16 protein-coding genes and 2 pseudogenes are annotated in these 22,075 nt (G+C 40.4%); 11 read left to right on the top strand and 7 right to left on the bottom strand.

What is annotated here, in order from left to right:
• Positions 1 to 162: 162 nt before the first annotated feature.
• Positions 163 to 2,169: a BCCT family transporter gene (locus PSE83_RS10180; protein ID WP_004905267.1), complete on the top strand. Its 2,007-nt coding sequence runs from the start codon at positions 163 to 165 to the stop codon at positions 2,167 to 2,169.
• Between the two features lie 115 nt (positions 2,170 to 2,284).
• Here the strand turns inward: PSE83_RS10180 and cdiI (PSE83_RS10175) are convergent.
• Positions 2,285 to 2,440, bottom strand: a pseudogene (gene cdiI, locus PSE83_RS10175) (ribonuclease toxin immunity protein CdiI); the annotation flags it as partial.
• 451 nt (positions 2,441 to 2,891) lie between these two features.
• Here cdiI (PSE83_RS10175) and PSE83_RS10170 point away from each other — a divergent pair.
• The gene (locus PSE83_RS10170) at positions 2,892 to 3,371 is read left to right on the top strand and encodes an Hcp family type VI secretion system effector (protein WP_036958545.1); all 480 of its coding nucleotides are present in this window, start codon (positions 2,892 to 2,894) and stop codon (positions 3,369 to 3,371) included.
• The gene (locus PSE83_RS10165; RefSeq protein ID WP_164564642.1) at positions 3,371 to 4,201 is read left to right on the top strand and encodes a hypothetical protein; all 831 of its coding nucleotides are present in this window, start codon (positions 3,371 to 3,373) and stop codon (positions 4,199 to 4,201) included. Before PSE83_RS10170 ends, PSE83_RS10165 begins: the two co-directional genes overlap by 1 nt.
• 591 nt (positions 4,202 to 4,792) lie before the next feature.
• Here PSE83_RS10165 and PSE83_RS10160 read toward each other — a convergent pair.
• A complete protein-coding gene (locus PSE83_RS10160) occupies positions 4,793 to 5,188 on the bottom strand; it encodes a hypothetical protein (RefSeq protein WP_164564638.1) in 396 nt (131 codons plus the stop codon).
• Between the two features lie 9 nt (positions 5,189 to 5,197).
• The gene (locus tag PSE83_RS10155) at positions 5,198 to 5,413 is read right to left on the bottom strand and encodes a hypothetical protein (protein WP_004905277.1); all 216 of its coding nucleotides are present in this window, start codon (positions 5,411 to 5,413) and stop codon (positions 5,198 to 5,200) included.
• A gap of 265 nt (positions 5,414 to 5,678) precedes the next feature.
• Between PSE83_RS10155 and PSE83_RS10150 the strand changes: the two are divergent.
• Positions 5,679 to 5,945 (top strand): annotated as a pseudogene (locus PSE83_RS10150) (choline transporter); the annotation flags it as partial.
• Between the two features lie 109 nt (positions 5,946 to 6,054).
• Here the strand turns inward: PSE83_RS10150 and cdiI (PSE83_RS10145) are convergent.
• The 4 genes from cdiI (PSE83_RS10145) to hpaR all read right to left on the bottom strand — a co-directional run bounded on the left by cdiI (PSE83_RS10145) (position 6,055) and on the right by hpaR (position 14,484).
• Positions 6,055 to 6,468, bottom strand: a complete 414-nt coding sequence (gene cdiI / locus PSE83_RS10145) for a ribonuclease toxin immunity protein CdiI (RefSeq protein ID WP_136134808.1) — start codon at positions 6,466 to 6,468, stop codon at positions 6,055 to 6,057.
• An 11-nt stretch (positions 6,469 to 6,479) separates the two neighbouring features.
• A complete protein-coding gene (locus PSE83_RS10140) occupies positions 6,480 to 11,678 on the bottom strand; it encodes a two-partner secretion domain-containing protein (RefSeq protein ID WP_272660838.1) in 5,199 nt (1,732 codons plus the stop codon).
• 24 nt (positions 11,679 to 11,702) lie between these two features.
• Positions 11,703 to 13,484, bottom strand: a complete 1,782-nt coding sequence (locus PSE83_RS10135) for a ShlB/FhaC/HecB family hemolysin secretion/activation protein (protein ID WP_272660837.1) — start codon at positions 13,482 to 13,484, stop codon at positions 11,703 to 11,705.
• Between the two features lie 544 nt (positions 13,485 to 14,028).
• Positions 14,029 to 14,484 (bottom strand): homoprotocatechuate degradation operon regulator HpaR, encoded by a 456-nt coding sequence (hpaR, locus tag PSE83_RS10130; protein ID WP_004905292.1) that lies wholly within the window; start codon positions 14,482 to 14,484, stop codon positions 14,029 to 14,031.
• A 430-nt stretch (positions 14,485 to 14,914) separates the two neighbouring features.
• Between hpaR and PSE83_RS10125 the strand changes: the two genes are divergently transcribed.
• From PSE83_RS10125 to PSE83_RS10095, 7 genes are all read left to right on the top strand, one after another.
• A complete protein-coding gene (locus PSE83_RS10125; protein ID WP_272660836.1) occupies positions 14,915 to 15,544 on the top strand; it encodes a fumarylacetoacetate hydrolase family protein in 630 nt (209 codons plus the stop codon).
• 11 nt (positions 15,545 to 15,555) lie between these two features.
• A complete protein-coding gene (locus PSE83_RS10120) occupies positions 15,556 to 16,323 on the top strand; it encodes a fumarylacetoacetate hydrolase family protein (RefSeq protein WP_272660845.1) in 768 nt (255 codons plus the stop codon).
• Entirely contained in the window at positions 16,323 to 17,789 is a 1,467-nt protein-coding gene (hpaE, locus tag PSE83_RS10115) for a 5-carboxymethyl-2-hydroxymuconate semialdehyde dehydrogenase (protein WP_094962174.1), read from the top strand. Before PSE83_RS10120 ends, hpaE begins: the two co-directional genes overlap by 1 nt.
• Positions 17,790 to 18,029: 240 nt before the next feature.
• Positions 18,030 to 18,911, top strand: coding sequence for a 3,4-dihydroxyphenylacetate 2,3-dioxygenase (hpaD, locus tag PSE83_RS10110; protein ID WP_004905296.1), 882 nt, complete (start codon positions 18,030 to 18,032; stop codon positions 18,909 to 18,911).
• A gap of 9 nt (positions 18,912 to 18,920) precedes the next feature.
• Positions 18,921 to 19,304, top strand: a complete 384-nt coding sequence (locus PSE83_RS10105; protein ID WP_004905302.1) for a 5-carboxymethyl-2-hydroxymuconate Delta-isomerase — start codon at positions 18,921 to 18,923, stop codon at positions 19,302 to 19,304.
• A gap of 40 nt (positions 19,305 to 19,344) precedes the next feature.
• Positions 19,345 to 20,571 carry a Bcr/CflA family multidrug efflux MFS transporter gene (locus PSE83_RS10100; RefSeq protein ID WP_004905316.1) on the top strand — a complete coding sequence of 409 codons (1,227 nt, stop codon included), beginning with the start codon at positions 19,345 to 19,347 and terminating at the stop codon, positions 20,569 to 20,571.
• Positions 20,568 to 22,031, top strand: coding sequence for an NAD-dependent succinate-semialdehyde dehydrogenase (locus PSE83_RS10095; protein ID WP_004905318.1), 1,464 nt, complete (start codon positions 20,568 to 20,570; stop codon positions 22,029 to 22,031). Before PSE83_RS10100 ends, PSE83_RS10095 begins: the two co-directional genes overlap by 4 nt.
• Positions 22,032 to 22,075 lie beyond the last annotated feature (44 nt).

Below are 22,075 nucleotides of genomic sequence, written 5' to 3'. Positions count from 1 at the left end.
TTTAGCCTGCCCTCAACACCATATTATTGTTCTTTCTATCTCGTTTCCTTAGGGGAAATTTTTCGCAATTATTCATTGTTTCATTAAGAAGGACAGCTCGCTGCATATTTGTCGATATCGGTATGCCAAAAATAAAATAAAACAAAACAAAAGAAGGTTGTTATGAGTCAAATTGATACTGATTCTAAAAAAATTCGTTCTAAAATTAGTCCCCCTGTATTTTATAGCTCTGCCGTTATTATTTTGGTTATCGTGGGCTTTGCCGCTTTGATGCCAGAAGTCGCAGAATCTCATCTAAGTCATCTTCAGCAAAACTTATTCAATAATGCTAGCTGGTTTTACATTCTAGCCGTCGCTATTATTCTTTTGAGTGTGACTTATCTGGGACTCTCCCGTTATGGGCAAATAAAATTAGGCCCGGACCACGCCCAACCCAATTTTAGCTATGTCTCGTGGTTTGCCATGCTTTTCTCAGCAGGTATGGGAATTGGGCTAATGTTTTTTGGGGTTGCAGAACCCGTAATGCACTACCTCAACCCACCTGTAGGTGAACCGCAAACCGTTGAAGCCGCAAAAGAAGCCATGCGCTTAACGTTCTTCCACTGGGGGTTACATGCTTGGGCTATCTATGCCATTGTCGCATTAATTTTAGCGTTTTTTAGCTATCGCCACGGCCTCCCTCTCACATTACGCTCTGCCCTTTACCCCATTATTGGTGAGCGTATTTATGGCCCAATAGGCCATGCAGTTGATGTATTTGCAGTAGTAGGGACGGTATTTGGTGTTGCAACATCTTTAGGCTTCGGTGTACTGCAAGTTAACGCTGGGATGAACCATTTATTTGGTTTACCAGTCAGCGAAACCGTACAAGTGGCTTTGATCATCATTTTTACAGGGCTTGCAACAATTTCCGTTGTTTCAGGACTAGATAAAGGTATCCGTATCTTATCGGAACTCAATCTTGGCCTCGCATTTCTATTGCTCGTATTAATCGTTGCTTTAGGGCCAACTGTGCTTCTTTTAAAATCTTTCGTTGAGAATACAGGTGGCTACCTTTCAGAGATCGTCAATAAAACCTTCAATCTCTATGCCTATGAACCCAAATCAAGTAATTGGTTAGGCGGCTGGACACTACTGTATTGGGGATGGTGGTTATCTTGGTCGCCATTTGTCGGTATGTTTATTGCCCGTATCTCTCGCGGTCGTAGTATTCGTGAATTTGTCATGGGGGTATTATTTGTCCCAGCTGGCTTCACTTTAATGTGGATGACATTCTTCGGTAACACAGCGATTGATTTAATTAAAAATAAAGGCGCAACCTTATTAGCCGAAACTGTTCAGGCAGACGTATCTCTCGCTTTGTTTGAATTCCTTAATTATTTTCCATTCTCTTCGGTTTTATCTTTCTTTGCTATGCTAATGGTCATTGTGTTTTTCGTGACTTCAGCGGATTCAGGAGCAATGGTGGTTGATACTTTAGCTTCAGGCGGCGATTCTAATACCCCTGTTTGGCAACGTATCTTTTGGGCGGGTTTAATGGGTATCGTTGCGATAACAATGTTACTCGCAGGTGGTCTCCAAGCGTTACAAACACTGACAATTGCGAGTGCTCTTCCCTTTGCTGTCGTTTTGCTCGCCTCCATTTATGGCTTGTTCAAAGCCTTAAGAGTCGATGCCTATAAGCGCGATAGCCAACAGTTAGCGACCATTGCACCAACTGCCAGCCGTAACCCTATTCCGTGGCAGCGACGCTTGCGTAACATCGTATATTTCCCTAAACGCGCGCATGTTAAACGCTTTATGGAAGAATCTGTGAAGCCATCAATGGAAATGGTATCTGAAGAACTGGCTAAGCAAGGTACTGTATGCCATATCCATACTGATAAAGATGACCGAATAGGTTTTGAAGTGGATTTAGGCGAAGATATGAACTTTTTATACGAAGTTCGCCTACGTTACTATATTCAACCGTCATTTGCGTTATCGGGTATGGGGACAGAAAGTGATGAAGAAAAGAGCGAAGAGCAACGCTACTATCGCGCTGAAATTCACTTAAAAGAAGGTGGGCAAGACTACGATGTGATGGGCTGGGCAAAAGAGCAAATCATTCACGATATCCTAGACCAATACGAAAAACATATCCATTTCTTACACTTACTGGGTAAGTAGCCCCAAAAAAGAAACATTACCTAAAATGTGTCGATAAGAATTCACAGGCGGCTAAAATTATAGCCGCCTCCGCCTGTGTTTATTCGATTATCTATTAATGCAATAGAATCCTATTTTATGACATTTGAATTTTTGATAATAAAGTACTTACGCTAGCTAAGTCTTCAGGATGAACTTTTAAATATTTTTCACAAGCTAATCTGGCATAGTAAAAGCAAGTTTCTTCACTGACGACTATTTCATCTTCTTTTTCTGGAGGATAACTTATTGCAAAAAAACACCCTCTTTAAAAATCATATCATCTAAAAATCCATCATACTCACAAGCAAAATTAGCACTCTTATTTTCTCCCCTCATGTAAGTTTTATCCCTCAAATAGACAGACATGACCACGTGTCTTTTTCCTAATTGATTCGGCTACGACCCTCGTTAACTTGGTTGGTTAAATCGTCTATCACCACAAAACAGGTTTATGTTTTTCGACGATTTCAGTGTGTTTTCGCATTCAATCTCAACGTTGCTAAAAACGCGCTGAGGCGGTTTTATGATGCCTAACGGGTGTTTTAGACACTAAGTTCGCCAGTTTAACATAATAGGTCTTATGGAAATTTTAAAATCAAGGTAAACGCAATCTATGCTAAATCATAATATTTAACTTAAGTAATGTATATGGTATTGTGAACTATCTATATTGATCTTTAATGACAAAGGGAATGCTTAAAATGGCGAATATAATTTATCTTACGCTAAAAGGAAATAAACAAGGTTTAATCTCGAAAGGATGCTCAACGATAGATTCTATCGGGAATAAGTATCAAAAGGGACATGAAAACGAAATTCTTATTAATGAGTTGTCTTCTAATTTATCGATGCATCAAAATGTCAGTTTTCAGCCTATTAGTATTCGTAAGCCAATTGATAAGTCTTCCCCACTACTTTCTCAAGCATTAACATCGAGTGAGATATTAACGTGCGACTTTACTTTTTATAGAACATCAATGAATGGTGGGTTAGAGCTGTATTATAAAATAAAACTGACAGATGCCTCAATTGTTGACCTAAATTGTTTTTATCCTAATTCTGTTACTCACAATCAAGCCCAACCAGAAGAGTCTGTATCGTTTCGATTTAAATCGGTTACCTGGGAGCATGTTATTGCTGGTACTAGTACATACAGTATATGGGAAGAAAGGAGCTTTTAATGTTCTCTAGCCCAGAAGAGACCTTTGAATGGTATGCAAATGAATTAAGAAAAATATCTGAGTTATCTGCAAGGTATTTTCTTGACGACCCCTACTGTAAACAAGGTTACAGAAGTGAAATAAATGAAGTTATAAGGTTGATCCGAGCTGATTTTAATATAGCACTGTATAATAATAATGCTAGGCATCAACGAGTAGATAGCACTCGGGATTGGTTTAGAGAGAACATAGGTTCAACGGGGAATTGGCCCGATATATATAAATACACTGAGGAAATTAAACTCGAATATGAATCAGAAAAATTAGCGTATTCCCAATTAAGAAAGGCAAGTAAAGAACTATATAATGCAACTAGGTCTTATTTTGGTGAAGGCTGGCTTTTTTATGGTGACAAGAGCCTTGATATATTAGGTGGTGCAATTCAAACAGCAGTTGGTATTTTTAGTTATAGAATAGGTAAAACAATTGGAAGTCACGGAATGAAAACGTCCGGTGCGATAAGCATGGCCTATGGTGGAGGTCGTGTATATCAAGGTATTTCTGATATTACGTATGAGTTAACTGATGGTGAAATAAACTTTAGACAAGATCCAGTTAAATTTTTAATAGAACAAGGTACTATAGCATTAGGTGGAGATAGCATCACAGCTAAGAAAATTTATTATGATGTTGATTTTGTAAATAATCTTTATATCGGTTTTGGAGCATTTAAAATTATTGATCCAAAGAAAAGAACTGAAATAAGACAATTACCAACAAAAACTTCTAAAGGATTAAGAAAATTAGGTTTTTTGAACGCTATTTTCCAGATAACGTCGGGTTTAGAATAGAAAGATGGACTAGTGAAAATTATAAAAGAAAATTAGCTATAGGAAATAAGCCAATGTTATTATATTCATTAACAGCATCAGCAATAAAATTGAAATTGATTCTTGAATTACATAGTGACGAAAATTAGTATTTTATAATTTTTTTATTTTCATTAGTGAATTAAAAGTTTAAATTTTATGGATAGATAAAATAAAAAAGGTATTTTACTATTTACTGAGTCTATAAATAAAACCATTAATACAGGGATTAAATATACGATTGTTAAAGGTATTAGTGATAGAATTAATGGTGCCCCCATAAAAAAAACAAGAGTTAAATAGTTAATAATATAAATCAAATACAATATTTTGGGAATCTTTTTACTTGATACTGATTCTTCAAACCATGAATCAAAATCATCCCCTTTTCCAATGGATGAATGAATTGAACTAAGTTTGATAAAGTCATTTTTATTTAACTTATCTATATTTCTTATTTTCACTATGACCTCTGATACTAATATATAGCTTTTTATCTTAATTGGTGTAAATAGTCTTGTTTTTCATTTTGATGGTGGTGATTTATAATAATCACCATCAAGGTTATAATACTTAATTATATGAAATCACTTGAATTAATTCATACGGTTTACCTTGTCTTATCGCAAGGTTATCATCGAAATTGAATCCTTCAGCACAAAATAACGATTGTATACTGTCAATAATGACATTGTTATAATTGATAATAGAAGGTTCTTCCCCATCAATAAAATATTTAAGAGTAATATCTATTTTTTCATCGTTTTTGATAGCATCAAAGATAAATTTGGTTGAGTGACCCAAATCTTTATCAATCGTCAATCGTAGAATTGGAGTGCCATTTTCATCTTTTTCTCTAGAATAACTAATTGAATTAATTAGGATCGCATCATTTTTTGAATTTGAAAGGTCTTTCGTGATTACCCCCTGTTCAGATCCAATTATTCTCATGATTATTTGATGTTTCATGCGATTTCCTTATGTAGCATTTGGCTTTAGTAAGCCATTTTTTTTCACATAAAGCAATAAAAACATAACGAGTTCCGCACTGACTTTACCATTACTAAACCCAAATGCTGTTTTCTCCATAGAAGGATCATAAGCACCAATCCCAACTGCAAACTTCTCGGCTTGTGATTTAGAATTTAATTTATTAATTTCCTCAACCAATTTGTTAGTCGCAGAGGCATGCAACTGATCTTTTTCTATGATGGGGGGTTAATTTTGAGATATTAAGCCTAATTTAATATCATGGTCTGAAAGTGCAATAATTTTGTCTGTGGATTGAAGGTTAGCCGACTGCAAGTCAATATCACGGGCTGCATTTAACGTGATATTGCCATTTGCGATGAATTTAAAACACAACTTGAGCTTCGCATTATTGCCGTTGTTGCTAATTGAGATATAGAAACCGACTGCTCTGTTATTTAAATCATGTGGGAAGGACTGGTAATTTAGCTTTGAAGTCGATTTAGGCAAAGATATAAACTTTTTCTATGAATTTCTCCCCTGTTACTACATTCAACCAGCCTTTGCTTTAGCAGGTATGGGGACAGAAAGTGATGATGAAAAGAGCGAGGAGCAACGCTACTATCGTGCTGAGATTCACTTAAAAGAAGGTCGGCAAGATTATGACGTGATGGGCTGGGCAAAAGAGCAGATCATTCACGATATCCTAGACCAATATGAAAAACATATTCATTTCTTGCACTTACTGGGTAAGTAGTCCCAAAAAAGAAACATTACCTAAAATGTGTCGATAAGAATTCACGGGCGGCTAAAATTATAGCCGCCCGTGTTTATTCAATTGTCTATTAATGCAATAGAATCCTATTTTATGACATTTGCATTTTTGATAATAAATTACTTACGCTAGCTAAGTCTTCAGGATGAACTTTTAAATATTTTTCACAAGCTAATCTGACATAGTGGAAGCAAGTTTCTTCACTGACGACTATTTCATCTTCTTTTTCTGGAGGATAACCTATTGCAAAAAAAACCCCCTCTTTAAAAATCATATCATCTAAAAATCCATCATACTCACAAGCAAAATGACAATATGCACCATCAGTACTATAGCCTCTCTTATGAACTATGTGGTCTACAACATCTAAGAAACGGTGATCATTATACATCCGATCAAAATAAGTTTTGATGACCCAATCGTGATGATCATAATTGTTTTTATCCTCATAATTATAAGGTAATCCAAACAATAAATGATTTAATTCATCAAAAGACTCATTCATATAAATTATTCCTATTGAGGATGAAAATTACTAACACCTTTAGTTTTGGGATCTAAATAAACTCTAAAGGTAACTCCACCTGCTTTAGCATTATAAGATTGTAATCCTTTTACTATAGCATCCTTATATCCATTAGCGGCTGCCTGTTGCCCTAAATCTAATATTTTTTGGTCTGTATAAACTTTCGGGTCATAAACTGTTTTTTTAAATGGTTCCGCACCATTACCTTTATAGTTACCTGTTAATTTTCCTGCTGCATCTTTTGTTGGTATCTTATATTCAATTTGGGTGATACCTTTCACGCCTGTTGCAGTTTCACTAATAATCTGTAAACCTTTTTCTCTAACTGCACCATAAAACGCATCTGCATTATGGGCTCCAGAAACCCCCGCTCTTTGAGTAAATTTATCCATCGTCGCTAAATGCATTGGCAAATCAATATTGATACTTATACCTTCAGGAGTTTTAATTGATCTTTTCGGAAAGAAAACATTATTAACTTTCGTAACTTTGGCTAATTTACCCAAAACAACAACAGCTCTTTCCATCGGTAATGAGGTTAATACTGCCGCTGCATAGTCTTTGGTATCTTTAGCCTGCATTAATGCCATCATGGTATCAGATACTGGCAAAGTTTCTAAAATAGCCTTTATAGGATCTTCTTTACCATCCCCTTTTGAATATTGGGATCTTATTTTTTGTTTTTCCTGAGCTGTCAAACTACTATCACTTTCAAGTGCTTTTTCTAACGAAAATGCGCCACCAAAATACTTATCACCAGCTGAACCATAGAAATTATGCAAATAGTGGTTATAAAGAAATACATTCTCAGCTGCACCTGCAGCACTGTGTACGCCATTCGACTCACCGGTTACAATAGCCCCAGCTATAGCTCCTAAAACTTTAATTTTCTGTGTATTACCTTCTAAATTATTTTTGCTTTTGTTATCAAGAGATAGTGCAGCCAATTCAGCGGCTAATGCACCAACAACGGCTCCTTTTACATTGCCACCACTAATTTCTGCACTTAGCGCAGCCAAACCCGCATGACTAAGAGCTTTTCCTGTATGCCCTAGAATATTTCCCTGTTTATCTACATATAAATACTGGAATTTATCGCCTATCAGGTTAGCCCCTTCAGCTTGAATTTGCCCTGCCACATTACTGAGTAGGGCTGTTTTAAAGTTTTCACTAAAGCTCCCACCTTGGATCGCTGTTCCGATGGTTGAGCTGATAGCACTTTGCCCTGCCACACGCTGTGCGACTTGAGTCCAATTTCCATCACTGAGTTTTGGTAAAGTCACTTTGGCCGGATCTGTCGCTTTGCCATATAACGCAATATCAAATCCTTCAAGTGAACCCGCAATAATCATGCTGGTCACAATTGATTTTACGGTATCACTTTCCCCTAGACTGGATAAGGTTTTTGACAGGTTTCCTTTGTTCTCGACTAATGCGACGGAAGCTTGAGAAACGAGTGAGGCAAACCCCGCCTGTGCCGCAGCAGAAGCCATTGACGCTGTTGTCGCTGAAGCACCCATGGTTGTAGCAGTAGAGCTCGCTAACCCACCAATACTGGCGGCTGTAGAGGTTCCATAAGTAGCAGCCGCGACAGCAATGGCAATCACAGCACCTACGACTGGATTAAGGCTTTCAGTTTTTATATCCCACTGGCTATAAGCATCTTTTACAACAGCCCAATTGACGTTTTTGTTATTTTTAATGTCCCCGAGCCACTCATACCCAGGAGTACGACTTAATATTGCTAATGCCTGTTCGAATGACTGCCCTTCTTTAGTTTTAACATCCGCAGTAATCCCTTTATTCGCATCAATAGTCAGTTTTCCACCAATATGCAATGCAGGTAAAACCCATTTATCTGAGGTATAGCCTTTATTACGTTGGGTGATATAAAAACCGTTAGAATTTGTAATCACCTGTTCAAATTGCGAGTTTTTGACCGCTTTAAAATTGACCTTGCCTATTTGGCTGGTGATTTTGGCATTCTTGCCCGCATTAATTTTGGTCGCTTCTAATGTCACATCATCCTTGGCATACAGATTAATATCGCCACCAGCAGTAAACTCAGTGACTTTATTGGTTTTATCACTGCGTGTTTTTCTCACTTCCTTTTTCGTAATACAAAGCGTCCATCTATTGCATTTCTTTTTATACTCTTCGAAGTAACTGCTTTCTTCCATGGCTTGGGCGTAGAGATAGCCGCCTTTTGCCGCAATATCCATCGCGCCTTTGGCAACGAGGCGAGACGCTTGGAAAAGAATGCTCCCCTCAGACAAAATGGTCAGGGTTTTACCACTGTTAATTTCAGTGCCAATTTGGCGATATAACTCTTCAAATTTTTTCCCTGACTGTTTTCGATAATTCGTTTTGACCGACTCTAAACGTACATTTCCACCGCTTGAGAGTGTGATATCACCTAGGGATTTGATTGTACTGCCTTGTGCGATTAAGGCACCATTGGAGGCCAGTGTGATGCCTTTGTCACCGGAAAGTGTCGAAGTCACATAACGTACATCTTGGTTATCTTCACTGGGGTTGGGAATGGCAGAGTAAGCGGTAGCCGTTAATTTAATATCACGACCTGAAAGCGCTATGACCTTGTCTGTGGATTGAAGGTTAGCCGACTGCAAGTCAATATCACGGGCTGCATTTAACGTAATATTGCCATTCGCGATGAGCTGAGAACGCAACTCTGGATAGCGATTGGTTTTAAATACATTATCGACATCCTTAATCGCTTTTGAGCCTAACAAAATATCTTGGCCTGCATTGAACGTCAGTGATTTTCCACTGTTGAAGGCAATGCCACGCGCTTCAATATTCTTACCTGCAGTGAGGTTTATCTCCCCTGAACTTGCCCAATTTCCTGTTTTTGTGAGTAACGCATTGATATTGGCGACAGGCTCTGAAGCCGCGAGTTTCATTAAGTTGAGTTCATCGCGACGAATAAGGATATTGTCATTGGCACTTAGGGTAAGTTTATTCGTTTTAGCTAATTGCGCATTATCAAAAGTGATATTTTTACCCGCTTGGATATGTAACGAATTTGCGGCATTGAGAACCGGGGGCGATAATACATTGTCTTTAAAGGCAGAAACGGGGTTTAAACTGTATTGAAGATCGCCATTTTTCGCAATTAAGGTGCTGTCTTTAGCCGTTAAATTGACTTGTTTAAGATTAAGGTCGTTACCGGCAATTAGGCTTTGTGATTGTTTTGCAACCAGTTGTGCATCATGAATATTGATGTTTTGACCAGCGATAATAGACAGATCATTTTCAGACTGTAAGTTAGTAGAAATATTTATATTATTAGAATTTAAAATAATATTTTTTGCTGACATTAAATAAGCGGGGGAATCGATGTGATTTATTTTTGAGATCAGTGATGAGGTAATAGGTAGTTTGTTCTCACTGCTGATCGAATGTTTAAAATCGAGGATGAGATTCGCACCTGAATGTAACCCTTTCTTTGTTTTTACATTATCAATCAATTCCAAAATGAACACATCACCTTGTATTTTATAATGCGTTTCTAAAATTAATTCTTTGATATTTCTAATATTAACTATTCCACTTCCACTGTTCGAAGGATCGATGACATAATTTTTATAGGTGTATTTTTTCCAGCCAATATTTTGACTGTTATCTAAAGTATTACCGGTTAAAATTAAATTTTTCTTAGCAGAAATGATACCGTTATCATTAGTGATTTGATTACCATTAAGATAAGCATTTCCACCGCTAACTATTTCTCCGAGCCGAACTGAATCATCAGAGTAAATACTTTGACCTGTATTGACTAAAACACCCTCTTTATAAAATGCATTTGAAAAATCAGCTACACCGAACCACTTATTAGGAAGAGGGTTAACCAACTTTGCATTCATGACCACATCATAATTCCCGCCTCCTTCTCTAACTCGGTCTATTAATAAGTTCTTACTTGTGGAGGTCGGTTGTATCGTATTTTCCTTGTAGTGGGTATTTAACGACATGTTGGTCAATTGCTTCGTACGAACCACCAAATCCCCTGCATTGGTCTTTATCGTCCCCGATTTATTCTCAATCAGCGTACTCAAATCCCCCTTGGCATTTTTTTGCATCCACAAATTATCTTGTGCCTGAATAAGCGCACTATTGCCCGTATTGCTTATTGAATCGGCAAAGACACGCATATCCTTGCCTGCGGTAACTTTCCCGTTATTGGCGAGGGTGTTGGTGGCTAATGTGATGTCTTTGGTGGCATTCACGTTGGCATTGGTATTAATTTGCAGATTTTTGGTGCTGACATTGATGTCTTTTTTCCCTTGGATATTACCCGCAAGAGTAATTTTTCCATCGACGGTTAACGTCAGGTCATTTTGGTTGGCTTGCATATTACTGAGGTTAATCCCCACCCCTGATTCCGTACTGACCAATTTAACTTGGTTGGCATACATCCCCCCCAGTGCTTTGGTATCTACCGAAATACTGGGTTTTGCTCCTTCACCCGCAATCGGTGTCACGGTGCCTTTTTGAAAGTCAACACGGTTCGTGCCTTGCATCAGGGTCAGGTTCTTGGCTTTGATTTGCCCATTTAGTTCGGTGGCGCGGCTGATAATATCGGCATACGTTTGCGCTTCGGTATTCATGCCATTGGCGCCGATAACCACACTGCCTTTTTTCACCTCAACCGCAGACAAAGCCCCCTTGTTATCCAGAATAGGTTTTCCCGTGGTTAAGGTAATCGCAGGGGTATTCACAAAACTACAGCCATTGCAGGTAATGCCATTCGGGTTGGCAATTAAGACATTTGCGCCTTTACCTGCCACTTCCAACTTACCTTGTAATTCTGAGCGGCTACTGCCGGTAACTTCGTTGATAATCAGATTAGCGGCATTTCCCTTTAAATTCGTATTGGCTTTGATTTGCCCTGCAATTTGGGAATTCACATTAGTGGTGGCGTTGTTGAGTACCGCACCTTGTTTATCGACATTAAATTGTTGGAATTTATTGTGGGATATTCCTGCCCCATTCGGCGTGGAGATATTAATAATCGGGACGTTATTTTGTTGGCTGATTTGGGTGTTTTTATCTGCCGCCGTCATGGCTGCTCCCCAAGCAGGATGTAAGGGGTAGACGGCGGTTAAGAAAATAATGGTGTAACTTAATATCCGCTTAGAGCGAGAAGGCAACTGTTCATTTAGCATAAATAATCCTTTAAAAACGTAAAGCTACAGAGAGAATGAGACCGACCAATAAGCCGACCAATTGTCTGGTTTGAGTTGTGAGGGATAATGCAAAGGTTTACTGAGTAGAAACTGAGAATAAATTGGGCTATTGCCTGTAAAAGAGAGACCAACAGCTCCTCCCGCTAGGGTGTCATGTTCAACGTGGTACGTATCAGAGGCAATAAATCCATAATCTAGCGCTCCGATAAAACGCAGTTGCCCAATTGCCGTATTGGCGATGTCTTTATTGATTTCATTACGCCAATAGCCACCTCGGTTACCACTCAAAGAGTGCTCATGGTAGCCACGGACAGAGTACTGACCGCCGATGCTGATGCGTTCAATACCGTATAAATTATCGGGGGAGTATTGACCGTAAAATGACGTTAAATAGGTCATGCCATTAGCGAAAAAATACTGATAACTGCTGCTTAGACTGAATTTGCGGTAATGGCTGCGCGGTGAGTCTTTCGCGAGGGTGTCCGGTGAGGCGCCAAAGGCGGATATTCCCCATTCAGCAGCAGGGTTAAACGTGAAGTAACCTTGCCCGAGGGTAGTGCTGTACTGCGGGGTAAATGAGAGCGAGGTTAAAGTTGGGCTGCTGATACTCAGGGTTTGGGAAGCTAACTGAGTGCGGGCATTTTTATGTTTCAAACTGCCTTGTAAGGTTAGACGCTGTTTTCCATCGCGATAAATTAAGCGGCTGATATCAAATTGTTGGTTGGTATTTTTGCCTTCATAACGGTATTGCTGATCCAATGTATAAAACGGCTGTAATGTATTATTACGATATAATTGGTAACGGTATGACCAATAACCATAAGGCACATTCACATTCGCAACGATATAACGACTATGATGGGATGCACTTCCATCCATATCGGTATTGGCCGAGGCTGACCACTGCTCACCAAACCCTAATGGGGAATCTACCGTCAAACCGCCTGTAATCAGCTGTTTTCCTGTTGCTTTCATCCCTGAATTATCGAAGTTCAATTGGCCCGTAATAGGCCATTTTTTCCCTTGCTGATGAATAATAATCCGAGAGTAGCTATTTTGGCTTCCTGGCTGGATATCGATAGTGTACTTAGCGGACGATAACCGGTTGAGTTGCTCCAACCCTTGTTCAATATCCCGTAGATTTAATATTTTACCTTGTTGATAAGGAAATATTTGATGAACTAGGCGCTCTGGGGAGTTATCAATCTCGATAGTTTCAATCTTTCCTTCAATCATTTGTAAGGCGAGATGATGTGACGATAAATCTTGCTCAGGAATGATGGCTTGAGAGGTAATAAACCCCTGTTCTATATAGTAATTAGTCACATGCTTGGTGAGCTTATGTATTTCACCTAGCGTGAGGCAGCGTTTTAAGTAAGGTGAGGTTAACTGAGTCTGAGTTTTACTGGTGAGTTGTGTGGCACCGACAAATTGGATCTTATCGACCGGGAAACAGATTTCATCTTGACCGTGTTTGGAAAAAGTATCATCAACGGTGATTACATTGTGTTTTTCCAATAGGTTACGTTGGATTAACTCCGATTCTAACCGTTGTTTCTGTTCAAATTGAATACTTTCATTCGTGGAAGGGAATAATTGATTTTCCGTGTAGCCATAAGGCGAAATCATAAACAACGATAAGTATAATAAACGCCATATAATTTGATATTTTGTCATGTTATCTAAATTTTCGTTACGAACAGTAAATTTACCGTAATGTAACTTATTCTCATTAACTGTTTTTAGATAAAAAAATCCACCATGACTAAAAATTAATACTTTCATTCTTAATATGATTTTTTTTGCGCCATTTTATTATATTAATCTGACCAAACCGCAATTAATAATAAAATTTAATGCCATATACTGAAAATCAATCATTTGATTTTATTAGGAATGATTTTTCTGAAGAGTTTGTCACAAGTAACCTATAGGTAATTTCACAATTACAAATAAGATATGATAGTGAGGGATTGGCTACTCAACTAAAAGTATAAATGAAGTTCAACTTCAGTGAATCTAAACGGAAAAGTGAATTATTTAAGTAATAACTATATTCTAAATAATTCGAATTATAAGAAGGCGACAATTGAAGAAAGTCCGATGAAAACACACCAATATGTGACCCAGTAGCCAGCGCCAGCGCCAGCAACAATGTCACAATGTCACAATGTCACAATGTGAAATATGACGAAGACAAATTAATTTTCTAAATAGTTCGAACTCTAGCAAGGCGGCAATTGAGGATAGTTTGGGGAGCATACATCAGTATGTGACCCAAATAGCCGAAAGAAGCCAACACAGCTAGAGCTCGAAATATGACGAAAATTTAGGCGCTCTTTCTCTTATCAGCAGCGATATTACTATAATCTGGGCTCTCTAAAGCAATTAACTCATCCAACAACGCGGTTAATTGCTGCATTTTCTCTGGCGAAAAAGCCAGCTCAATTTTTTGATAACCTTCTTCCACTTCCTGCCGTGCTTTGTCATACAGTTCTTGCCCTGCTGGTGTCAAAGAGACATATAATTTGCGCTGATCATTCAACGGTTTTAAGCGGAAAATTAAACCTTCGCGCTCCATACGGGTTAGGATCCCCGTTAAACTTGGGCGCAGAATACAGGTTTGGACTGATAATTCATGAAAATCAATTGAACGCTTATCAGCTAAAACGCGAATGATACGCCATTGCTGTTCAGTCAAATTATACGACTTTAATATCGGCCGGAAAAAACCCATAGCGGTTTCCCTTGCCTGCAATAATGCAATTGTCAATGATTCATGCATAAGCTTAAAACTCACCACTTAATTAACGTTATTTAGCCTAATTTAGGTATTTTATGGCGGCTGCCACAGTGCTTTATTGGCACAATGCTTTAGTGAAACCTTTGGTTATCACCATGAATTTCTACATCGCCAATTTGCCTTATTCAAGAGTAGCACGGTCAAATAACAATCTCAAAGAAAAACCCTAAAATATTAATGAGTAAATAATTTAAAATCCAACTTTAAAGTTAATTTTTTGTAAATCAAAAAAAATTGAAAAAATAATAAATTCATTTATAACAGTATCTTACAAAAAGATAACTCAATTATGTTAATGAGATCACAATTAAAATTAACATTTCCATAAACCTATTGCTAATTTAAAAATTATACTTTATTAATATATTAATAATTACTTGAAAGTTGAATTCTTTTCATTAAGGAGTTGTCAATGAAAGGCACTGTATTTGCCGTTGCCCTCAATCATCAAAGCCAGCTTAGCCATTGGCTTGAGGCATTCCAGCAAGCCCCTTATAAGACCCCACCAAAAACCCCTGTGTGGTTTATCAAGCCGCGTAATACACGTATCAATTCAGGCGAGCAAATTTTGCACCCTGTAGGTGAAGAAGTGCAAAGTGGCGCTACGCTTGCTTTGGTGATCAGTAAAAATGCACGCAAAGTCAGTAAAGAGGATGCTCATCAATTTATTGCTGGGTTTGCACTGGCAAATGAAGTGAGCTTGCCAGAAGACACCTTCTATCGCCCTGCAATTAAAGCAAAATGCCGTGATACTTTCTGCCCAATCGGTGAAATGGTGGCTACTTCGCTAAATACTCCTGTTGATATCATCACCCTAGTGAATGGCAAAGAAGTGGATCGCTGGTCAACAAAAGATCTGATCCGCGATGCTAGCGAGTTAGTGGTTGCATTAAGTGACTTCGCCACCTTAAAGCAAGGGGATGTGATCCTGCTCGGAACGCCACAGCAACGTGTCACCATCAAACCCGGTGATGACGTGGTTATCCAAGCGGAAGGCTTTCCTAGCCTGAAAAATACCGTTGTGGCAGCAGGAGGAAAATAATGTCTACGATGATAAAACGCGCCAAAATCCTTTTTAAAGGCACTGAATATTCCGTCACTGTTGGTGATAACGAAGCCATTACATTACCTAATGGGGATGTGATCGCGGGTGATTCTCCTGATGTTACATGGCTGCCTCCTGCTCAAGGGACGTTATTTGCCCTTGGTTTGAACTATGCCGACCACGCCGCAGAGTTAGAATTTAAGCCACCTGAAGAGCCTTTAATTTTCTTAAAAGCAGAAAGCAGCTTAACAGGCCATCGCCAAGTTTCTGTTCGCCCTGATAATGTGGAATATATGCATTATGAGTCTGAGTTAGTGGTGGTGATTGGAAAAACGGCTCACAAGGTCTCAAGAGAAGATGCCATGGATTATGTCGCAGGTTATACCGTGTGTAATGACTATGCGATCCGTGACTATTTAGAGAACTATTATCGCCCAAATTTACGTGTTAAGAGCCGTGATACCTTAACGCCGATTGGCCCTTGGATTGTCGATAAAGATGCCATTAAAGATCCGCATAATTTAGCTTTATACACCTATGTAAATGGTGAATTACGCCAAAAAGGCACCACTGCCGATCTGATTTTCGATATTCCCTTTTTAATTGCTTACCTCAGTGACTTTATGACACTGCAACCGGGAGACATGATTGCGACAGGGACACCAAAAGGGTTGTCAGATGTCGTACCGGGTGACGAAGTCATTGTTGAAGTTGAAGGCGTTGGCAGACTGGTCAACACCATTATCAGCGAAAAAGACTATGAGGAACGAGTGTAATGACTAAGATTAATCATTGGATCAACGGTAAAAACGTCGCTAGCAAAGACTATTTTGAAACCACCAACCCTGCAACGGGTGAAGTACTCGCTGAAGTCGCAGCGGGTGGACAAGACGAAATCAACCAAGCCGTTGCCGCAGCAAAAGACGCATTTCCAAAATGGTCCAATACCCCAATGAAAGAGCGCGCTCGCTTAATGCGTCGCCTTGGTGAATTGATCGACGAAAATGTCCCGCAAATTGCAGAAATGGAAACCAAAGACACTGGTTTGCCTATTCACCAAACTAAAAACGTGTTGATCCCACGCGCTTCACACAACTTTGAATTCTTTGCTGAAATTTGCCAGCAAATGAATGGCCGTACTTACCCTGTTGATGACAAGATGATGAACTACACCTTGGTTCAACCTGTGGGTGTCTGTGCGCTGATTTCCCCATGGAACGTGCCATTTATGACCGCAACATGGAAAACCGCCCCTTGTTTAGCACTGGGTAATACTGCGGTTCTGAAAATGTCTGAGTTATCACCATTATCAGCGAATCGCCTTGGTGAACTGGCTCTGGAAGCCGGTATTCCAGCAGGCGTTTTGAACGTGGTTCAAGGCTACGGTAGCACTGCGGGAGATGCTTTAGTCAAACACCATGATGTCCGTGCGGTTTCCTTTACTGGGGGCACGGCTACTGGCCGCACTATTATGCAAAATGCAGGCTTGAAAAAGTATTCCATGGAATTAGGGGGTAAATCACCGGTACTGGTCTTTGAAGACGCGGATATTGAGCGTGCACTAGACGCTGCCCTGTTTACGATTTTCTCCATTAATGGCGAACGCTGTACGGCTGGCTCACGTATTTTCATCCAAGAAAGTATCTATCCTGAGTTTGTTAAACGCTTTGCGGAACGTGCAAACCGCTTGATCGTCGGTGACCCGAACGATCCGAAAACCCAAGTGGGTGCATTGATCAGCCAGCAGCACTGGAACAAAGTTTCGGGTTATATTCGCTTAGGTATGGAAGAAGGCGCAACCTTGTTAGCGGGTGGCCCAGACAAACCGACTGATCTACCTGACCACCTCAAAGGCGGTAATTTCTTACGTCCTACCGTACTGGCTGATGTCGATAACCGCATGCGTGTTGCACAAGAAGAGATCTTTGGGCCTGTGGCTTGTTTAATTCCGTTTAAATCTGAAGAAGACGGTTTACGCATGGCAAATGATATCGAGTACGGCCTTGCTTCGTATATTTGGACGCAAGATGTCAGCAAGATTTTACGTTTATCACGCAGTATTGAAGCTGGAATGGTGTTTGTTAACACCCAAAACGTGCGTGACCTGCGCCAACCATTCGGTGGTGTCAAAGCCTCCGGTGTAGGCCGTGAAGGTGGCGAGTACAGCTTCGAAGTGTTCGCAGAAATGAAGAACGTGTGTATCTCCTACGGAGACCACAACATCCCTCGCTGGGGTGTGTGATTCATAAATTTATTTTATTTATCAATTAGATACCCATGAAAATTTGAACTGTAAATGATTCATGATAAATAATAGCTACAACAAATTATGGGTAAACTCGTTCCTTACCCTAAATAGTTTGAGTTGTAGCTAGGCGGCAAGCGAAATCATCCCTATGAGCATACATGAGTATGTGATTAGGGTGGTTTTGTGCGGCCAACACCGCTACAGCTCAAAATATAACGGGTAAGAGAGGATGAAATGGGTAAGTTGGCACTCGCCGCAAAAATAACACACGTCCCATCCATGTACCTATCAGAACTACCAGGTAAAAACTTTGGATGCCGCCAAGCCGCTATCGATGGGCATAAAGAAATCAGCCGCCGCTGCCGTGAATTAGGCGTTGATACCATCATCGTTTTTGATACGCACTGGTTAGTCAACAGCGCCTATCACATTAACTGTGCTGACCACTTTAAAGGTATTTACACCAGTAATGAACTTCCACATTTTATTCGCGATATGGAATATGAATACGATGGGAACTCGGTATTAGGCCAAATGATTGGTGAGGAAGCGCGTAAGTTAGGTGTTCGTGCTCAAGCTCATGAAATCCCAAGCTTAACCCTTGAGTATGCGACATTAGTTCCTATGCGCTATATGAATAGTGACCGTCACTTTAAAGTTATCTCAATTTCAGCATTCTGTACTTCCCATAGTTTTGAAGACAGCCGCAAATTAGGTGAAGCCGTACTAACCGCGATTGAAAAATACGATGGCACCGTCGCTGTATTAGCGAGTGGTTCATTATCACACCGCTTTATTGATGACCAAAAAGCCGAAGATGGCATGAACAGCTACACGCGTGAATTTGATGAGCAAATGGATAAACGTGTCGTCAAACTTTGGCGTGAAGGTCGTTTTGAAGAGTTCTGCAAAATGTTGCCTGAGTACGCAGATTACTGCTATGGAGAAGGCCATATGCACGACACCGTGATGCTGCTAGGTATGTTAGGTTGGGATAAATACGCTGAGAAAGTGGAAGTTTTAACTGACTTGTTTGCCAGCTCAGGCACAGGGCAAATCAATGCCGTGTTCCCACTGCCAAGCTATATTACTGATAAACAAGCTGTCACCGCATAAGGAATTGTTATGCCTCATTTTTATGCAGAATGTACAGAAAATATTCGTGATGAAGCTCAACTACCTGAGCTCTTCGCCAAAGTGAATGAAGCCCTCGCGGGAACCGGTATCTTCCCATTAGGTGGCATTCGTAGTCGTGCTATTTGGCTGGATACTTGGCAAATGGCCGATGGCAAGCACGATTATGCTTTTGTCCATATGACGTTGAAGATCGGTGCTGGGCGCTCTCTTGAAGATAGACAAAAAACGGGGGAAATGATTTTCGACCTGATCAAAACCCATTTTGCCGATTTAATGGCAAAACGCTACCTCGCACTGTCTTTTACCATGGAAGAGCTTGATCCTGTTTTAAATTATAAACAGAACAATGTTCATGCCTTGTTTAAGGGCTAAGAGTTTAAAGCTTTATTCTTCGTTTTATTGAGAGGGCAAGATGGTTAAAAATTTCGATAAACACATACCGCACTACTTGATTCCATTACTGGGGTCATTAGTGGCATTCGGTCCATTGTCTATCGATATGTACCTCCCTGCCCTCCCTCAAATGGGAATTGCATTACAGGCCACTCAAGGGCAAATGCAGTACACCCTTGGGGCTTTTTTTGCTGGTTTCTGCGTGGGAATGCTGTTTTATGGCCCATTAAGTGACCTTCTTGGCCGGCGGAAAATGTTGTTAAGTGGCCTTGCCATTTTCACTATTGCCAGTTTGTTATGCGCACAAGCCACCAACGCAAATACCTTGATTGTATTCCGAGCGCTGCAAGCTTTTGGTAGTGGAGCGGCCATTGTTATGGCTAGGGCGATTGCAAGGGATGTTTACCCTGCTCATGAACTACCTAAAGTGCTGTCATTAATGACACTTGTGACCATGATAGCGCCATTACTGGCACCGCTATTAGGTGGTTTTTTACTCGTTCATTTTCAGTGGCAAGTGATTTTCTATTTGCTGGCAGTAATTGGCTTGGCTTCGGTGTGTGCGATTTTTTTCTTACTCCCTGAAACGTTAACCCACCAGCGCGGTTCTGAAAATATACTTTGTGTCGCTTTTAAGAATTATGCACAGGTGCTCACAGACCGAGAAGCACTGAGTATTATTGGCACCATGGCATTCTCTTTTGCCGGTATGTTTGCCTTTATCAGTGGTTCACCGTTTGTGTACATCAATTATTTCGGTGTTTCTGAACAACATTATGGTTTGCTGTTCGGTTGTAACATCTTGGGGATGATTGTCATGTTGTTGTTGAACGTTAAACTGCTAAAAACCTATAGTTTAACGCGCATACTGACTATGCAAAGTGGGTTTCAATTAGCATTTGGTCTGCTGTTACTCATATTTTACCAACAAAGTTTGCCCATAATTGTTATTCTAGTCGTGCTGTTCTTATCGATGGTCAATGCTATCGGCACCAACAGTTTGTCACTATTGCTGCAACATCGCGGGAAAATTGCAGGAAGTGCCAGTGCACTTGCTATTTCTATTCAGTTTGCCTTAGCGGCTGTCGCCAGCGTTGCAGTTTCTGTATTACAAGATGAATCCCCATTCGCTATGGCACTTGTTATGGCGCTGTGTGCCGGGTTAAGTTTTGTTAGCCAACAGCTATCAGCTAAAAATATCCGCCCACAAGTCCAATCAGTGTCTTCGGAGAACAACGAAAAATGAGCATAAATACCAATTCTACGTTATTTCGCCAACAAGCTTATATCAACGGCCAATGGGTTGATGCCCAAAATAAAGGTGTGTTTGAGGTCACTAACCCAGCAAATAATGAGATTATCGCTAAAGTCAGCAATGTCGGTGCTTTAGAAACCCAACAAGCTATCGAAGCCGCAGAAAAAGCCCTGCCTGCATGGCGTGCTAAAACCGCCAAAGAGCGCAGCCAAATTTTAAATAAATGGTTCCGTTTAATGATGGATAACCAAAAAGAACTGGCTGAGTTACTCAGTGCTGAGCAAGGTAAGTCGATCACTGAATCGATGGGAGAAATTGCCTACGGTGCCAGCTTTATTGAGTGGTTTGCTGAAGAAGGTAAACGTGTATATGGGGAAACCATTCCATCACCTTTACCGGGGCGTCGCCTTGTGACGATAAAACAACCCGTGGGGGTGGTTGCGGCTATCACACCGTGGAACTTCCCAAACGCCATGATCACCCGCAAAGTCGGCCCTGCGCTTGCAGCTGGCTGTACGATGGTATTAAAACCTGCGGCAGAAACACCATTATCTGCATTAGCATTGGCAGCGTTAGGAGAAGAAGCCGGTATTCCTGCTGGTGTATTTAACATTGTCCCAGGTACGGATGCTAAAGCCATTGGCGGCGTGATGACCTCTAGCCCAATCGTTCGTAAGCTCACGTTCACGGGTTCAACACGAGTTGGTAAATTGCTGATGGAACAGTGCGCTAACACCGTGAAAAAAATGTCTTTGGAACTCGGTGGTAACGCGCCATTTATCGTGTTTGATGATGCCGATTTAGATGCAGCAGTGCAAGGCGCTTTAGCGGCTAAATTCCGTAACAGCGGGCAAACCTGTGTCTGTGCAAACCGTATTTTAGTCCAAGAAGGTGTTTACGATGAATTTGCGGCTCGTTTAGCAAAAGCCGTGAATGAACTGAAAATCGGCCCCGCTACACAAGCAGACTCCCAGCAGGGTCCTCTGATTAACCAAGCCGCAGTCGATAAAGTCACTGAACATATTGCTGATGCCGTTTCCCACGGTGCAAAAGTCATCGCTGGTGGTAAATCGGCAGAATTAGGTGGCTTGTTCTTTGAACCGACCGTTATCACTGGCGTCACTGAAGCCATGAAAGTCTCTAAAGAAGAAACATTCGGCCCACTGGCACCTTTATTTAAATTCCGCGATGAGCAAGAAGCGATTGATCTTGCCAATGACACTGAATTTGGCTTGGCATCTTATTTCTATTCAAAAGATATCGGTCGTATCTACCGCGTCGCGGAGGCTTTGGAAAGCGGCATGGTGGGTATTAATGAAGGCATTATTTCAAATGAAGTGGCCCCATTTGGTGGCATTAAGCAGTCAGGTCTGGGGCGTGAAGGTTCACGCTACGGAATCGAAGATTACTTGGAAGTGAAATACCTCTGCTTTGGTGGTCTTTCCAATTAGTTAAATTGAGTACCGCTGGGTACGCATTCAATTTACACCTTGAA

It is taken from the genome of Providencia sp. PROV150, from assembly GCF_028481025.1.
Classification (GTDB): Bacteria; Pseudomonadota; Gammaproteobacteria; order Enterobacterales; family Enterobacteriaceae; genus Providencia; species Providencia hangzhouensis.
Note: the sequence above shows the minus strand (reverse complement) of the source record. Positions and strands in the feature narration are given on the sequence as shown.

Excerpts from the sequence above, each read along its gene's own strand:
- PSE83_RS10180 (WP_004905267.1), top strand. The coding sequence starts at position 163 with ATGAGTCAAATTGATACTGATTCTAAAAAAATTCGTTCTAAAATTAGT.
- PSE83_RS10170 (WP_036958545.1), top strand. The coding sequence starts at position 2,892 with ATGGCGAATATAATTTATCTTACGCTAAAAGGAAATAAACAAGGTTTA.
- PSE83_RS10165 (WP_164564642.1), top strand. The coding sequence starts at position 3,371 with ATGTTCTCTAGCCCAGAAGAGACCTTTGAATGGTATGCAAATGAATTA.
- PSE83_RS10160 (WP_164564638.1), bottom strand. The coding sequence starts at position 5,188 with ATGAAACATCAAATAATCATGAGAATAATTGGATCTGAACAGGGGGTA.
- cdiI (WP_136134808.1), bottom strand. The coding sequence starts at position 6,468 with ATGAATGAGTCTTTTGATGAATTAAATCATTTATTGTTTGGATTACCT.
- PSE83_RS10140 (WP_272660838.1), bottom strand. The coding sequence starts at position 11,678 with ATGCTAAATGAACAGTTGCCTTCTCGCTCTAAGCGGATATTAAGTTAC.
- PSE83_RS10135 (WP_272660837.1), bottom strand. The coding sequence starts at position 13,484 with ATGAAAGTATTAATTTTTAGTCATGGTGGATTTTTTTATCTAAAAACA.
- hpaR (WP_004905292.1), bottom strand. The coding sequence starts at position 14,484 with ATGCATGAATCATTGACAATTGCATTATTGCAGGCAAGGGAAACCGCT.
- PSE83_RS10125 (WP_272660836.1), top strand. The coding sequence starts at position 14,915 with ATGAAAGGCACTGTATTTGCCGTTGCCCTCAATCATCAAAGCCAGCTT.
- hpaE (WP_094962174.1), top strand. The coding sequence starts at position 16,323 with ATGACTAAGATTAATCATTGGATCAACGGTAAAAACGTCGCTAGCAAA.
- hpaD (WP_004905296.1), top strand. The coding sequence starts at position 18,030 with ATGGGTAAGTTGGCACTCGCCGCAAAAATAACACACGTCCCATCCATG.
- PSE83_RS10105 (WP_004905302.1), top strand. The coding sequence starts at position 18,921 with ATGCCTCATTTTTATGCAGAATGTACAGAAAATATTCGTGATGAAGCT.
- PSE83_RS10100 (WP_004905316.1), top strand. The coding sequence starts at position 19,345 with ATGGTTAAAAATTTCGATAAACACATACCGCACTACTTGATTCCATTA.
- PSE83_RS10095 (WP_004905318.1), top strand. The coding sequence starts at position 20,568 with ATGAGCATAAATACCAATTCTACGTTATTTCGCCAACAAGCTTATATC.